Annotated in this window: 15 protein-coding genes; 8 read left to right on the forward strand and 7 right to left on the reverse strand. The window is 39.1% G+C overall.

The window, feature by feature from the left end; translation table 11 throughout:
• Nucleotides 1-98: 98 nt before the first annotated feature.
• The 3 genes from fahA (at nucleotide 99) to QT16_RS06080 (ending at nucleotide 3,191) form a co-directional block, all read left to right on the forward strand.
• Complete coding sequence (fahA, locus tag QT16_RS06070; protein ID WP_039487124.1) at nucleotides 99-1,412, forward strand: fumarylacetoacetase; 1,314 nt, start codon at nucleotides 99-101, stop codon at nucleotides 1,410-1,412.
• 143 nt (nucleotides 1,413-1,555) lie between these two features.
• Nucleotides 1,556-2,719, forward strand: a complete 1,164-nt coding sequence (locus QT16_RS06075; RefSeq protein WP_039487126.1) for a M23 family metallopeptidase — start codon at nucleotides 1,556-1,558, stop codon at nucleotides 2,717-2,719.
• Nucleotides 2,709-3,191 carry a bactofilin family protein gene (locus QT16_RS06080; RefSeq protein WP_002958196.1) on the forward strand — a complete coding sequence of 161 codons (483 nt, stop codon included), beginning with the start codon at nucleotides 2,709-2,711 and terminating at the stop codon, nucleotides 3,189-3,191. The genes QT16_RS06075 and QT16_RS06080 overlap by 11 nt, the downstream gene beginning before the upstream one ends.
• A 21-nt stretch (nucleotides 3,192-3,212) precedes the next feature.
• On the opposite strand, the gene QT16_RS06085 is transcribed toward QT16_RS06080, so the two are convergent.
• Complete coding sequence (locus tag QT16_RS06085) at nucleotides 3,213-3,686, reverse strand: hotdog fold domain-containing protein (protein WP_039487128.1); 474 nt, start codon at nucleotides 3,684-3,686, stop codon at nucleotides 3,213-3,215.
• 183 nt (nucleotides 3,687-3,869) lie between these two features.
• On the opposite strand from QT16_RS06085, the gene QT16_RS06090 reads away from it, so the two are divergent.
• From QT16_RS06090 to QT16_RS06100, 3 genes are all read left to right on the forward strand, one after another.
• Complete coding sequence (locus tag QT16_RS06090) at nucleotides 3,870-5,069, forward strand: multidrug effflux MFS transporter (protein WP_039487131.1); 1,200 nt, start codon at nucleotides 3,870-3,872, stop codon at nucleotides 5,067-5,069.
• Nucleotides 5,066-5,710: a LysE family translocator gene (locus QT16_RS06095; protein ID WP_039487133.1), complete on the forward strand. Its 645-nt coding sequence runs from the start codon at nucleotides 5,066-5,068 to the stop codon at nucleotides 5,708-5,710. Before QT16_RS06090 ends, QT16_RS06095 begins: the two co-directional genes overlap by 4 nt.
• Before the next feature lie 66 nt (nucleotides 5,711-5,776).
• Nucleotides 5,777-6,241 (forward strand): methylglyoxal synthase, encoded by a 465-nt coding sequence (locus QT16_RS06100; RefSeq protein ID WP_039487135.1) that lies wholly within the window; start codon nucleotides 5,777-5,779, stop codon nucleotides 6,239-6,241.
• Nucleotides 6,242-6,260: 19 nt separating this feature from the next.
• On the opposite strand, the gene yegD is transcribed toward QT16_RS06100, so the two are convergent.
• From yegD to QT16_RS06130, 6 genes are all read right to left on the reverse strand, one after another.
• Nucleotides 6,261-7,625, reverse strand: coding sequence for a molecular chaperone (yegD, locus tag QT16_RS06105; RefSeq protein WP_039487138.1), 1,365 nt, complete (start codon nucleotides 7,623-7,625; stop codon nucleotides 6,261-6,263).
• A gap of 62 nt (nucleotides 7,626-7,687) precedes the next feature.
• Nucleotides 7,688-8,530 (reverse strand): DNA ligase, encoded by an 843-nt coding sequence (locus tag QT16_RS06110; RefSeq protein WP_039487141.1) that lies wholly within the window; start codon nucleotides 8,528-8,530, stop codon nucleotides 7,688-7,690.
• A gap of 33 nt (nucleotides 8,531-8,563) precedes the next feature.
• Nucleotides 8,564-9,220 (reverse strand): HAD family hydrolase, encoded by a 657-nt coding sequence (locus QT16_RS06115; RefSeq protein ID WP_039487143.1) that lies wholly within the window; start codon nucleotides 9,218-9,220, stop codon nucleotides 8,564-8,566.
• Nucleotides 9,221-9,296: 76 nt separating this feature from the next.
• On the reverse strand, nucleotides 9,297-9,596 hold the full coding sequence (locus QT16_RS06120) for a hypothetical protein (protein WP_002958185.1): 300 nt from the start codon (nucleotides 9,594-9,596) through the stop codon (nucleotides 9,297-9,299).
• Nucleotides 9,597-9,701: 105 nt separating this feature from the next.
• A complete protein-coding gene (locus QT16_RS06125; RefSeq protein ID WP_039487146.1) occupies nucleotides 9,702-11,954 on the reverse strand; it encodes a TonB-dependent receptor in 2,253 nt (750 codons plus the stop codon).
• A 414-nt stretch (nucleotides 11,955-12,368) separates the two neighbouring features.
• Nucleotides 12,369-13,229: a mechanosensitive ion channel family protein gene (locus QT16_RS06130; protein ID WP_002958183.1), complete on the reverse strand. Its 861-nt coding sequence runs from the start codon at nucleotides 13,227-13,229 to the stop codon at nucleotides 12,369-12,371.
• Between the two features lie 196 nt (nucleotides 13,230-13,425).
• Between QT16_RS06130 and QT16_RS06135 the strand changes: the two genes are divergently transcribed.
• Nucleotides 13,426-13,632, forward strand: coding sequence for a hypothetical protein (locus tag QT16_RS06135; protein WP_002958182.1), 207 nt, complete (start codon nucleotides 13,426-13,428; stop codon nucleotides 13,630-13,632).
• A 213-nt stretch (nucleotides 13,633-13,845) separates the two neighbouring features.
• Complete coding sequence (locus QT16_RS06140) at nucleotides 13,846-15,981, forward strand: M3 family metallopeptidase (RefSeq protein ID WP_039487149.1); 2,136 nt, start codon at nucleotides 13,846-13,848, stop codon at nucleotides 15,979-15,981.
• The last annotated feature ends 34 nt before the right edge of the window (nucleotides 15,982-16,015 follow it).

A 16,015-nucleotide genomic window follows, 5' to 3' on the forward strand; every position in this document is an offset into this window, starting at 1 on the left:
TTTTGTCGTTTTAATATTTAAAAAGTATGGCGCCAAGTACAAGTATGATTAAATAAACTATACCTTGTCGCCATACAGTAAAATCCAAAGGAAATGTAATGAGCCTAATTAACGAAACCCACGATATTAATTTAACCAGCTGGGTAGAATCAGCTAATGTTGATAATTGCGACTTCCCGATTCAAAACTTACCGTTTGCAGAATTTCGTCGTAAAGGGTCTGATGAGGCCTTTCGTGGTGGTGTTGCAATTGGTGACCAAGTAATCGATTTAGCAAAACTGAGTAAATTAAATGTTTTAACAGGTGACGCTAAAACAGCCGCAGATGCAGCAAGTGAAGCAACCTTAAATACATTTATGGGTTTAGGAAAGCAGTATTGGTCAGCTCTTCGTTTAGCGCTTTCAAAAGCACTAAGAGCAGGCTCTGAGCACCAACAAGCGCTTAGCGATACATTGGTTGCACAGTCTGATATAGAGTTTTCTTTGCCTTGTCGTATCGGTGATTACACCGACTTTTACACTTCTATTTATCATGCTACTGCTGTGGGTAGTTTATTTCGCCCTGATAACCCATTACTACCTAACTATAAATGGGTACCTATTGGTTATCATGGTCGCTCTTCATCTATTGACGTATCGGGTCAAACATTTCATCGCCCTAAAGGCCAAACTAAAGCGCCTGATGCAGAAGTGCCATCATTCGGTCCTTGTAAACGCCTTGATTACGAACTAGAGCTGGGTATTTACTTAGGTAAAGGCAATGCACTGGGCGATGCAATCGCTATCGAAAATGCTGAAAACCATGTATTTGGCTTTTGTGTATTTAACGATTGGTCAGCACGTGACTTGCAAGCGTGGGAATACCAACCGCTTGGTCCATTTTTAGCTAAAAACTTTGCCTCAACTGTATCGCCTTGGATTGTAACAACCGAAGCATTAGCGCCTTACAGAACAAGCTGGACACGTGATGAAAACGATCCACAGCCTATGGACTATTTAGAATCAAAAGCGAATCGCGACCAAGGTGCTTTTGATATTCAAATGGATGTTAGAATTCAAACGCAAAAAATGCGTAGCGAAGGCCATAACCCAACGCGCGTATCAACATCTAGCTTTAAGCACTCTTACTGGACTGTGGCACAAATGGTTACTCATCACACAGTAAATGGCTGTAACTTTATGCCAGGTGACATGCTAGGTTCGGGCACTCAGTCAGGTCCAACGCACGAAGAAGCAGGTTCATTACTTGAGCTTTCTCGTGGCGGTAAAGAAAAAATTACGCTAAGTAATGGCGAACAACGCAGCTTTTTAGAAGATGGCGATAACGTTATTATGCGTGGCTGGTGTGAAAAAGAAGGCTATGCACGTATAGGTTTTGGCTCTGTAGAGAGTACTGTACTGCCGGCAAAATAATACGCATATTAAAAAATTTATTAAAAGGGCTGCTTACTAAAAGCAGCCCTTTTTTATTAATTTTTGAACAGTTACAATTTTTTTCTAGCTTTTTTAACTCAAATTGCTATCTTAATTCGGTTAATAGCCAGTGTTTATATGCCATGTCAGTATTTATAAAGTCTTTTTATCATAAATTTTTCCCTGCTCGTCAGCTACTTATTCGTCAAAATGGCGAAGTTAAGCATGTTGTTTTAGCCTCTTGGTTTCAACTTCTTGTAGCGTTGCTTATTTTAGTCACTTTTACTTGGCTGAGTATTTCGAGCTTTCGTGTTTATACACAAACAAATAAAATCTCTGACATAAAACAAAATCAAATAACCGAGCAAACGCTGTGGCAACAAAAAGTCAGTGAGCAACAAGCCCTTCAAGCAACGCAGTTAGAGCAACTTGCAATTCTTGAGCAAAAGCAGGCGCTACTACAAAGCATGATAGAATCCCTTCCTGCTTCAATTAGCAAAGATGTTATTAAGCTTGATACAGAACTTGATGTACCTATTAATGAAAATGGCAATGAATTTCATGAACCATTAGTCGATGAAAATCAAAAAGGTAAACAAGCACAGTTAATCGCTCCAATTACATTCGCAACAAGAGTGGCCAACTTAAATAATCATTATGAGCAAAGCTTTACCTATTTAGATAACCAAATTAGTGAACGTCACCAAGCCATTTTAGCTATGGTCAAAGGCGCAGGAATTGAGTCTGCGCTTGAGCAACACCTAATATTAAGCGCCCAAACAACTGCACAAGGTGGGCCACTTGATATATTTAACGAAACAAAAATTCCGAGCCACTTTTTAGCCATCGTTGATAAGTTATTAATATTAAATAATTTAGAAAACTTTTTAACTGAGCTACCAAATACCCTGCCTTTAGCTAAAGCTAAATACTATATTTCGAGTAATTTTGGCCTTAGAAAAGATCCAATGAATAGTAATCACGCCTTTCATAAAGGAATTGATTTAGCCGGGTGGCATAAAACCGAAATATTCGCCCCAGCAGACGCTGTAGTGCTTCGTGCCGGTCGTAATGGTGGTTATGGTAACTTTATTGAGCTTGAACATAAAAATGGCTTAGTGACTCGATTTGGACACTTAAATAAAATTAAAGTAAAAAAAGGTCAATCAATCACTAAACATGATGTAATCGGACTAATGGGTAGCACCGGCCGAAGCACAGGCACACATTTACACTACGAAGTATTACTTAATGGTAAACAAGTCAATCCTCTAAAAATAACAAAGGCGCTTTCTCGTGTTTGGTAGAAAAAAACAAAAAACAGTTAGCTCTAATTTAAAAAGAGTGAATCACACACCGTCTATTATTTCTGAAGACGTACGTCTTACAGGCACTTTAGTTAGCCAAGGTGAAGTACAGCTTGATGGCCGTATTGATGGTGACATAAAAGTGGAGCATTTAGTTATTGGCTCAGCGGGAGTTGTTGAAGGTATTGTTGAAGCTAAAAGCGTTATTGTTAAAGGTAAAGTTATTGGGTCTATTAATGCCAGTGAAGTAAAAGTACAAAGTGGCGCTCATGTTCATGGCGATGTATTTCACGATACATTGAGTATTGATGCAGGCGCAGTAATTGAAGGCAGTTTAAAGCAACGCTTTGAAAAAGAAGAGCCGGAACTAATTTCGAAAGAACTAAAACCCGCAAAAGAAGTTAAAGCATTATTGAAAGAAGATGGCAGCGACTTATCATTTGTAAATAAACAAGCCGCGGATAAAAGCTAAGTCAAATCAGCTTTACGTAAGTTACTTTTTCTCAGTAATGTACATAGTAATATCTGCAGTGAAAACAAGCTCATTGCGGGTATTATACAGTTTAACAGGTACTACTAAGTCTTCTTTATCAATCCACTTGTGTGGTAAATCAATTTCAGCGACTGCTCGTACATCTGTATCTACTTTAGCCAAATACCTAACTGTCATCCCTTTTGGGATCCAACGATGCGTTTTAACTGGCACTGTTGCATCAACCATTACACCTGCACACAATTCAGCTAAGTTACACTGCGCAATAGCATGAATGGTACCAATATGATTATGAACGCTGCGACGATTTTTAACCACCGCACTACAATGGCCCTCTCTCAAATCGAGTACGTAAGGTTTCATCGAACCAAAATATGGCGCTTTAAAGCAAACAGCTTTAGTAAAAAGCCAATTCCCAAAAGGTAGGCGCTTAAATTTATGCCATATTTGTACAAGTGCAGATTTATTACTCATTATTATTTTCCATCAACAGTTACTTTTTTAAAATTAACACATCAGACCAGTTTTAAAAAGTGCATTTATGCTGGCTTTTTAGCTTAATCCAATCAAAAAGTAAGAATGACGACCTATGCAGGGGTCATAAGCCCTTTCTTTTTTATGAGTGCCCACCTAAAATACTCGACAAAAGGAGACTCAATGCAAACACAGCCCGCTAAACCTAATATGACTTTGTTACTTATCTTAGCGTTACTCGTTATATTTTGCCCTATGGCAATCGATATTTACCTACCTGCTTTTCCAACTATTGCAGAACAATTTGCAGTTACTGAACAACAAGTACAGCAAACCGTTGCTATTTTTATGCTAACAGTGGGTTTAGGCCAATTAATTGCGGGCCCTTTGGCTGATAGATTTGGCCGAAAACCAGTGGCAGTAGTGGGCATTAGTTTGTATGCAAGCTCTGCATTACTCGCATACTACTCGCCTTCTTTTGAGATATTACTAATAGCACGTGCTTTTCAGGGATTTGGAGCGTGTGCCACATTTGTTGTCGCATTTGCGATAGTGCGTGATAAATATGGTAGTGAACGAAGCGGGCAAATGATCACCTACCTTAACGGGATTGTGTGCTTTATTCCGGCAATGGCACCTATTTTAGGGGCTTGGCTTACCGTACAGTTTGGCTGGCGTATGAACTTTATGTTTTTAACCGCGTTTGCTATTTTGGGCCTTATTGTTACCCTATTCTTTTTTAGAGAAACTCGTCCTGCTGATAGTCATTATCAGGGGCATATTTTAGATTTACGTCGCTTTACACCGATTATTAAAACACCGATATTTTTGTTTAATAGCCTAATTTGTATGGTCTCAATGTCAGCCATATTAGTGTATGTAACGCTCGCACCAGGCTGGCTTATTACACATTTAGGCGGCACCGTAGCCGACTTTACTTTTTGGTTTACGTTAAATGCCATAATAAGTATTGTCGCAAGTTTTATTTTACCAACCTACATTAAACGAAATAGCCAACGTGCTTTGCGTGTCGGTGTGAGTGTACTGGTTTTCTCAGGTATTTTAATGCTAGCCCTTAGCGGTATAGAAACAGCATTTGCGCTTATGCTACCTATCTTAATTGCTGCATTAGGGTTTGCTTTAAGTTTAGGCTCTGCTGCAGGAATGTCTCTGTCTAGCTTTCCTAAACAAGCAGGCACAGCCTCTGCATTACTCGGTGCTATGCAAATGAGTGGCGCAAGTATACTTGTTGTTTTAACCCAATATTTAGGGCTAAGCACACCGTGGTTGATTGCTTTTCACTTATTATTGCTAGTTCCGCTTTGGCTTATTTTAATGAGCAAAAAAGCACATACTTTACACCCAGCTAAAAGTACTCAATGATCAATCCTGACTTTCTAGTCTCATTTTTATTAGCCAGCTTTTTAATGGCAGTAGCGCCTGGGCCATCAAATGCATTTTTGATGGCGCAAACATTTGCTAATGGTCGAAGCGCTGGTATGCAAAGTGCTTTTGGTTTTGCATTAGGTGGGGTTGTTCATACGCTATTTGCTGTTGTAGGCCTAAGCGCAGTACTGAAAGCTTCCCCTAGTGCCTATGCAGCAGTGCAATACGCAGGCGCAGCATACTTATGCTATTTAGGGTTTATGATGATTAAAGGCACGCTAAATCAGCCAGAGCCGACACCTGGTGACAAGCAAACCGATAAACCGCATATAAGTACCAGTAAAAAAAGTAATGTCATGTTTCAGGCCATGATGACTGAAGTATTAAACCCTAAAGTAGCATTATTCTTTATTGCATTTATTCCACAATTTGTAGATCCAACGCTTTCATCGGCTACTTTTCAGCTCGCTTTTTTTGGCTTACTTTACCCTCTTTTTGCTTTTCCGATTGACTGCACGTATATTTATTTTGGCGACAAAATTGCACAGTTTTTTAGACGTAACCCAAATAGCCAACTTTGGATTGATAGGATCACTGGCATTGTATTTATTGCCCTTGCTATCAATCTATTATTTTAACTAACCTGCACTTTGGTTAAGAGATTTATTCTTCCGAGTTTAGGTTCACCAATAAAAAGAATTAGCATGGAACAAAAAACACAATCTCTTCCCGCACAAAAAAATATTGCTTTAGTGGCACACGATGGTAAAAAAGCAGCACTAAAATTATGGTGTGAAAAGCACAAAGAAATACTAAGTAAGCACACTTTATATGGCACAGGTACTACGGGGCATTTAATCCAAAAAACCACGGGGCTTAATGTAGTTCAGCTTTTAAGTGGTCCTATGGGCGGCGATCAACAACTTGGCGCAAAAATAGCAGAACATGAGATACATGTTTTAATATTTTTTTGGGACCCATTAGCATCACAGCCTCATGACCCTGATGTTAAAGCGCTGCTGCGTTTAGCCGCTGTTTGGAATATTCCGGTGGCGTGTAATGAAGTGAGTGCAGATATGTTATTAAGCTCACCGCTTATGGACGTAGAGCTTGAACGTACATTGCCAGATTACGAAAAATACCTCGCAACCCGACAAATAGATCTTTAAACCTCAATTGTAATCTAGGTTATTTATAAAGCATGCTGGCCCATTTAGTCAGGCCAGCAGTTACACTACCAAAGTGATCCCCGTTAACCATTTTTATATCGCCTAAGTGCTCACTTAAAGCCGCTTTAATCAATGGTGATTGTGCACTACCGCCTGTTAAATAGATAATGTCTGGCGTGGTCGCAGCGTCACTGATTGCTTGTTTTGCTAAAGTAACTATTTGGCTAATACTACTCTCAACGGCAACAGCTAAATCGCTTACCGATACATTTTTATTCAGCCCACTATCTAAAAAGCTTAAATCGCAATCAAACGCACTAGCAGACGAAAGTGCTATTTTAGCCGCTTCACCTTGTTGTACTAACTGATGGCCTTGCTTGTTTTGCTGTAAATGTATTAAACGCTTATAAAGCTCAGGCGCACTTACATCACGTAATTGTGCATTTAGCTCTCGGGTATGGCTTTCGCTATAAAATTGGCTTTGTAAGTTTACATCGTTAATTTTACACGCTTGCCAAAACGCTTGATTAGGCAAAGGCAAACCCGATTTAAACGTACTACCTAAACCCAATAACGGCATTAAACCATGAAAGCTCAAAGCAATATCTAAATCGTTTCCGCCAACACGTTTACCACTGTGAGATAAAAAATCGCCATCGCGCTGACTATTTCCTCTAAAGCTTGGGCCCATTTGTACAAATGAGCAGTCACTTGTACCACCACCAATATCAATAACGAGTACTTTTTGATCCTGAGTTAAATCACTCTCGTAATCGATACCCGCAGCAAGTGGCTCATATAAAAACTCTACGTCTTTAAAACCAGCGCGTTTAGCAGCACGCTCTAAAATACCGACCGCTTGTTGATTTGATTGCTCACCACCCACAGCTTGAAAGTTTACTGGGCGACCAATTACTGTTTGTGTAAGTGTTTTACCTAAAGAGAGCTCAGCGCGTTGCTTAATTTTTAAGATCATCGCGGTTGCGATATCTTCAAAAAAGTTAATTTGACCTTGCTTTAAACCTGTTGCACCAAAAAATGATTTAGGAGACTTAACAAAATAGCCTTCTTCAGGGAACTGCACGTACTCGCTAATCGCTTCACGACCAATAAATAGGGTTTCATCTGAAGGTTGTAAATCAAGGTCTGACTTAATACGAGGTAAGGTATTTAATAATGCTTGGCGCTGCGTTAAAAAGTCATGCTCATGGACTGTGCCATGTAAATGCTTAGCAACAAAATCCACAACCAACGCACTGTGATGAGTGTAAAGTGTAGACGGTAAGTAATGTTTTCCTTGCTCTAGCGGTACTAATTGAACATTACCCTCGCTCATTACACCCATAGCACAATTAGAACTACCGTAATCAAAACCTACAAACATACTTCACCACACATTACCAAAAAGGCCGCGCAATTTAGCACACTTTGTAAAATTTATAAATGCTATAAACTATCTCTGACCCGTAAAAAACTGGCAAAACGCGGTAACCCATTTTTTGTTAAGCCATGAAATCGGTACGTTACAGTACTACCAATCTCCGGTGGAGCGGCTCGCTGTGCATCATTAAACCCAGTACCAATAGAAAACACCTGCCCCTGCGCTGTTTTTACCCTCAATGCCCCTAACATACCTTGATATTTACCTTTGCCTGGTAAGTGCGCAATTACAACCGCTTCTGCATCTAAATAAGGTTTTAATTTTAGTAGTGCATTACTTCTTCCATTGCTGTGCTTAGCGCTGGCCAAATGAAGCATTACGCCCTCGCCGCCCTGCTTAGTTATGTTCTCAAAATACTCTGTAAGCTGCTCATTATTTGTAAAACTATATTGAACTACAGCACTAATGTGCGGCGAGTTTAGGCTAGTAATAAGCTCATTATAGTTTTTATAGCGAGTGCTAAAAGGCAGATTTTTATCTGGCATATCAAATACTTTATAAGTAATAGTTTGCCAATCATGATTATTAGGTTTTTTAGTTCTGACTATGCCACTAAGCGCAGAAAAGTGCTCACGTTTAGTCCACAGCTCACCATCAAGCCATACATTTGGCAATGGCACTGTAAACCAACTTGGCGCATTGATAATATTACCCTTACGAGTGACAAACTCCGTGCCGGTCCAGATAGCTCTTACGCCATCATATTTTTCACTGACTAAATATTTACTTACATCATAATGCTTAGTTTCGTCATATACTTTAGCCAGTAAAACAGACGGTTGTGCTGCACTTATGCATTGCGTAAAAAGTACAATAACAATTAAAAGCAGGTGTTTAATAGTAAACATTGGCGCATCCAAGCACGTAAAAGTTGGCTTAAACTATAGTTGAGATTGCGCCCATTGCCAAAACTCATCTAAGTTGCTCATTTGATAGGTAGCTTGGCTAAAGTCGTGATCTTTAGTGTGGCTATTAGCAATGGCTACAACACGTAACAAAGCATTATTAGCAGCTGTTACCCCTGTGTAAGTATCCTCAACAGCAATTGCATTGCCAGGTTGTATATTTATCTGCTCAAGTGCCAGTAAATACGGATCCCCTGCAGGTTTAGGATTAGTTACATCATCTTTTGTAACCACCGTATCAAACAGCTCATAAAACCCTAAGCCTTTCAGTATTGGCATAGCTTCACTTTTAGCACTGCCTGTTACTAGCGCCATTTTTAAGCCACTCGCTTTTACAGCTTTCAATGTTTGCTCTGTAAATGGCATCAGTGGCGGTAAATATGTTACTACATATTCACCAAATAAACGGTATTTTTCATCTGCTAAAAACTGTGCACTTACCGATAAGTTATGCTCTTGCTTAATTTCGATTGCGGCTTCTAAAGTGGGCCGTCCCGAAAAGCGCTGACAAAAATCATTTTCTAAATAACTAACACCGTAGGGTTTAAGTAATTTACTCCAGCATACAAAGTGCATGCTTTCTGAATCAACTAATGTGCCATCCATATCAAATAATATTGCTTTTAAAGTCATCCTCATTCCTTATTTAACTTGAGCTAAATTTTGACAATAAAAAAAGGCGCCTTAAGCACCTTTTATATAAATACAGTTATTGCGTTAAGCCTGCTGGCGGCTCACCCGTTGCTTCCTCACCCGTTTCAACATCAACAAGCTCGTAGCCACGCGTTTTACGTACAACTTTAAGTACTGGTTTATCAAATGCTGTTTTTAAACGCTCCGAGTCATCTTTTAACTCATCTAAGGTTGTTCCAAAAGGGGCTGCGCCAGTTTCTGACCAGTTAGTTACTTTACCATTTAGGTTATATTCTACTTCATGTATTTGATATTGCGCTGCTTCGTCTTTCGTTGCTTCACAAAAAATTACACGGTAATTCCAAAATCCAGCCATCTTTTTATCTCTTTAAATTAATTAACGCTACTTTACCAGCTTTATAAAAACATAAAAGCCCGCACAAGGCAGGCTTTTAAAAATTAATATAATTTAAGGTTATCTTTAGAAGAAGTTAACTTTAAATTCAGCACCTACATAACGCTCTTCGTTAACAATACCTGTATTGTTATTAAAGTCTACAGCACCAATAACTTGTTGCTCGTCAAATAAGTTACGAACAAATGCAGCAACTTCGTATTCGTAATCGCCTTCAGACCATGTGTAACCTGTACGCAAACCTGTTTCAATAAGCTCTTTACCTTCAAACTCTACTGATTCGTAAAGGAACATGTTGATTTTACTGCGATAAGAAATATCACCGCTTGCGAAGAAGTTACCATCGGCAAGTTCTTTAGTGTAACGAAGCGTAAAGTTAGAGATCCACTCAGGAGCATGCGGTAAGCTATTACCATCAAGTAGAGCAAAACCTGAATTGTTAATTGGATCAGTCACGTTTAATGTAACACGGTCAGGTACAGGTATGGATATACTGTCATCTTTTATTTCAGTTTTATTGTAGCTTAAGTTAAATGTTGCATTTAGCTCATCGCTTAATACCCACTGTGTGTCTAACTCAAAACCGTAGCCTGTTGTTTTATCTGCATTGATTAAGCGGTTAGTGTTTGTATCACCACCTACAGCAGTAAGTTGCTGGTCATCCATCGTGTAATAAAACACAGTGGCGTTAACACGGCCTTGCCCGTCTAGCACGTCTGATTTAATACCAGTTTCGTAAGAAGTGATTGTTTCTGACTCTGCCGTAGTTGCTTCACTACCAAACAAAACACGACCTTGTATACTTGGTGCACGGAAGCTATTTGCTACACGGCCGTACCAGTTAACATCGTCGTTTACTTTGTAGTTTGCCGATAAATCCCAGCTAATATGGTCATCGCTTAAATTGAGATTAACTGGTGGTATTGGAGCACCCACTAACCGATTAGCAGAAAAATCTTTTTCATCATCTGAATAACGAAGTCCAGCTGTTACTTTTAAATCATCAGATACAACATAATCTACAGAACCAAATACTGCCCATGCTGTTGTATCTTGTTGCTGCTCAACATAACCGTTTAATACACCATTATCAGCGGTGTTATAATTAAAGTTTTCAATTGTCAGCTCTTCATCAAAGTAAAATACACCTACTTGATAATTTAAATCACCATCAAAGTTACTAGATAAACGTAGTTCTTGCGTTAACTGGTCGTGATCTGGAATACCATCGGCACTTTCAGCCTCAAATGGGACAAAACCAGGACCATTATCTTGTCCACAAAAACCACAACCATAACCGCCGTCGATGTCAGCGCGAGAATAAATTTCAGCACTTTCCCATGCAGAAATAGAAGTAATTGTGTGGTTTTTAAGTTCCCACTCAAGCTTTAAGCTTGCACCTTCAGATTCTACTTGTTGAGTAGAGCGAGATGCCGCATCTTGATAAACAACATCATTTTCGTAGTTATCTACTAGCTCATTAGTACCCGCTTTAATTACATTTGCACGAAAGGCAATTGGTGAGCCATCTAAGTCACGTGTGTGATAGTTTAATAAAGCAGTAAAATCATCGCCTTCATATAAAAACTGAACGCGTGCCGCTTTTTCAGTGTAACCACCTTGCTCATCTTTAGCTTCAAAGCCTGGAGCTTGGTTATCAATGTAATCGTCTTTGTCTTGCCATAATAATGAAACACGAGCAGATAAACGGTCAGTTAAAGCACCACCTACAGCACCACTTGTATCTACAGCACCACGGCTACCGTATGAAACAGAGCCATAACCATCAAATTCTTGGCTTGGTTTAACAGTATCAAACTTAACAAGGCCAGCTGGCGTGTTACGGCCAAATAGCGTTCCTTGAGGACCACGTAATACTTCTACGCGTTCAACATCAAATACTGGGAAACCTTTTAAAATTGCATTTTCTTGAACTACTTCATCAACAACAAGTGATACTGGCTGTGATGCATTCAAATCGAAATCGGTATTACCTAAACCACGAACGTAAAAGCGTGGGAATGAACGACCAAATGAAGACTCAATAGATAAACTTGGAATTTTCGCATTTAAAAAGCGAATATCCATACCTGCAGAGCTATATGCATCAAGGTTATCACCTTGTAATGCAGATACAGCTACAGGTACTTCTTGTGCATTTTCTACGCGTTTACGGGCGGTAACTTGAATAACTTCTAGTTGATTGCTTTTTTTAGCCGTTTCTTCTTCAGCGGCGAATGCTGAAATAGATGTGCCAGCAGCAGATAGTAGTGCAGCGTTAATAATTGTCGCTATTGCAGATTTCTTTAATGATTTCATGTCGGGTATTAACCTTTAGTATGCACTCTTGTTCAACGGTTTTTTGTGTTGCGCAATGTATTCATTGCGGGCTCGTACAATTTTTCGCGACTTGCTATATGGCGCGCGGACCTCATCACCGAGAGTACAAAACGGAGTAACAAGGCTGAACGAACGATTAAGATTATACCATTGTGTAATAATTTTACTGCATAAATATGAACATAAATGGAAACTTTTTTGCAACATTTAACTACAAGATTACGTGTTTTTATCAATATTTAGATGCGAAAACCTAATAATAAGGACATATGTCCTTTATTGAAGATCGCGAAGTAAAGTAGGAAAAATAGATTGCTTTACATATTAACCCAAAATAGAAACGTTATGGTTACTCATAAAAAAAGTCACCCGCAAGCGACTTTTTTATTAGAACTACGACCTTTTAAAAGCAATTTCACCATCTATATGAATATCGCGCTGTGGAAACGCAATCACTACATCATGCTCTTCAAATACAGCATAAATACTAAAACGAATATCACTGCGCACTTTTCTAAGCATGGTTTCAGACTCGGCGCATACCCAAAAAATAGCATTAAATACAAGCGAGCTATCTGCAAAGTCATCAAATAACACTGATGACTTTGGATTAACCAATATTGCATCATGATCATCAAGCACTTGCTGGATAAGCTTTTTAACCAGTATAACGTCTGAACCATACGCAACGCCGACACTGACCGATGAGCGTGCATTGCCATCTATCAGCGTCCAGTTTGTTACTGTATTTTCGAGCAATTGAGAATTAGGTATAAGCATATGTACGCCGTCATTTCGGCGAATACGTGTAGAACGCGTATTAATAGTTTCAACTACGCCCTTTGCGTTACCTACCTCTAAAAAGTCACCAATGCGAATTGGGCGCTCCCACATCAATATCCAACCGCTGATAAAGTTATTAATAATATTTTGCGCACCAAAACCTACACCAATGGCTATTGCACCGGATACAAAAGCAAATGCCGTAAGCGGGATGCTGAGCACTTCAAGCGATGTAAAAATTAAAATTGCGATACTTAAAATAAAGTAAATTCGAGTAAACAAATGCACTGCGTCTTGGCTTATTTTTTTAGCGAGTAATGTTTTTTTAATAAGCTTGCCAATACGTGTGACTACAAACCACATAGCAAACAATATAAGTGGCACTTGAATTACTTTTGCTACCGTAATATTCACATCGTTATAAGTGAATATTACAAAGGCTAAGTATTGATTAATTTGTTCGAGGGTCATAAGTGTTCCCAATATCTTTTTTGATTGTTATTTGTTCACTAAAAATAAGTGTGGTTCAGTTTTCGCTAAGCCTAGCACGTCATAATATAACTAAAACGCCAAGTTAATAAGTTCAATATGAATTTTATAAACAATTTATTAACTCTTTATTGCACCGAGTGCTATATAAATAGTGTACAAGCACTGGAGATCACATATGACACAACTTACTCTAAATCAAAGACTCGCTACTTTGCAGCCGCAGGTAGATTTAAAATTGTTTGAAAGCAGCCTAGATTACCGAAATAAAGTTTTGTGCTTGCTGGCCGAACAAGAGCAGACTCTAGCAACTATTAATAAAGAGTTTGGGCAGCAATCTAATAGCTTTGGCTCAGAGAAAAAATTTGTTTTAGGTTATAACTAACCCCCTATTAAACACACAATCGTATGTTTAAGTAGCTTTAACGTTTAATTTTAGAGCTACTTTTACCCACCTTAATACTAATTATTAGCTAATTTGCGTTCAAATCCCCCTTAATACCGATAAACTTTATTGTATAAACCCACAAATTTGATAAGTTAACTAGGTTTTTCGACTCGCAAAGCCTATTTCGGCTAATCTTTTTATGGAGTTATTATGCGTAAAACCCTGATCGCCACTACTATTGCTAGTGCCCTAATCCTATCGGCTTGTTCTTCTAACGAACCTCAAGACATGGCAAAAGAGAGCGCAGCACAAGTGCAAGACATGAACGCAAACAATGTTTTATTCAAACCAAGCCCATTACAATACATGGCACCTGAGTTTGATAAGTTTGGTACAAAAGACTACGAAGCCGGCTTTGATGCTGGTATTGCTCAGCATACTGCGCAAGTACAAGCTATTGCTAACAACCCAGCTCCTGCAACTTTTAAAAATACATTAGTTGAAATGGAAATGTCTGGCGAGCTACTAAACCGTGTATCAGCTGCTTTTTATAACCTTTCAGGTTTGATTTCTGATGACGAATACCAACGTATAAGTAAAAAAATGGCGCCGGTATTATCTGCTCACTCTGACGACATTTACTTAAATGGTGCATTATTCAAGCGCGTACAAACTATTTACGACAACAAAGACTCGCTTAATGCTGAAGATCAACGCCTTGTGGATTTTTACTATAAGCAATTTGTAAAAGCAGGCGCTAAATTAAATGACGCTGAAAAAGCAAAAATGCGTGAAATCAACTCACAACTTGCAGAGCTTTCTACTGCGTTTTCTCAAAACATTTTAAAATCGTTTAAAGAAGATGTCATTGTCGTTACCGATAAATCTAAACTTGCTGGCCTTTCTGAAGGTGAAATTGCAGGCCTTGCGGCCGCTGCTAAAAAAGCAGGTAAAGACGGCTACATGATCACGCTAGTAAATACGACTCAACAGCCAATTTTATCAAGCCTTGAAAACCGCGACCTACGTGAGCAAATATTTAAAGCCTCTGCTAACCGTGCAGCAAAAACTAACGGCCCAATTATTATTGAAGAAACCAACCTACGCGCTCAAAAAGCAGAGCTACTAGGGTTTAAAGATTGGGCATCGTATGTAATGACTTCGCGTATGGCACAAACAACTGACAACGTGTACGGCATTTTAGATGACCTAGCACCAAAAGCAGTTGAAAAAGCTAAAATTGAAGCAGCTGCTATTCAAAAAGTAATTAACGATTCAGGTGAAAGCTTTGAGCTTAAACCATGGGATTGGGCTTTTTACGCAGAAAAAGTACGTGCTGAAAAGTACGACTTAGATCCTGCCCTTGTTAAGCCTTACTTTGAAATGGATTCTGTAATTCACGATGGTTTATTCTTTGCAATGAACAAGCTATACGGTATTACATTTAAAGAGCGTAAAGACTTACCGGTTTATCATGAAGATGTTACAGCCTACGAAGTATTTAACGCTGACGGCAGCGCCATCGGTTTATTTTACCTAGACCCATACGCACGTGAAGGTAAGCGTGGCGGTGCATGGATGAGCGCTTACGTAAGTCAAAGCGGCTTAAAAGGCACTAAACCAGTTATTTACAATGCGCAGAACATTCCAAAACCTGCTGCAGGCGAGCCAACGTTAATGACGTTTGACGAAGTGTCAACTATGTTCCATGAGTTTGGTCATGCGGCGCACGGTTTATTCTCTGACGTTAAATACCCAAGCTTAGCAGGTACTGCTACAGCGCGTGACTTTGTTGAGTTTCCGTCGCAAGCGAATGAAGATTGGATGATTGAACCTACGGTACTTGCTAACTACGCCAAACACTACAAAACAGGTGAGCCAATTCCACAAGCTTTACTTGATAAAGTACTTGCATCGCAAAAATTCAACCAAGGTTTTGGTACCACTGAATATTTAGCAGCTGCTTTACTTGATATGGAATGGCACTCGTTTGGCTCAGATAAAAAAATTACTGATGTTCAAAAGTTTGAAAGCGATGCGCTAAAAGCACACGGTATTGATTACCACCCTGTACCACCGCGTTATAAATCAAACTACTTTAGCCATACATTTGCCGGTGGTTACTCTGCGGGTTACTACGCATACCTTTGGACTGAAGTATTTGCAGCCGATGCCTTTGCACACATGGAAAACAACGGCGGCTTAACACGTAAAAATGGTGATAAGTTCCGTAAAGAAATCCTATCTAAAGGTAACAGCCGCGACTTAATGCAAAGCTACATTGAGTTTAGAGGTCAAAAACCAACTACCGACGCATTACTTAAGCGCCGTGGTTTAGTTGAGTAAATAACTTAATTTATTAAGCTCACTTTTATAAAAG

Source organism: Pseudoalteromonas distincta, assembly GCF_000814675.1.
GTDB lineage: Bacteria > Pseudomonadota > Gammaproteobacteria > Enterobacterales > Alteromonadaceae > Pseudoalteromonas > Pseudoalteromonas distincta.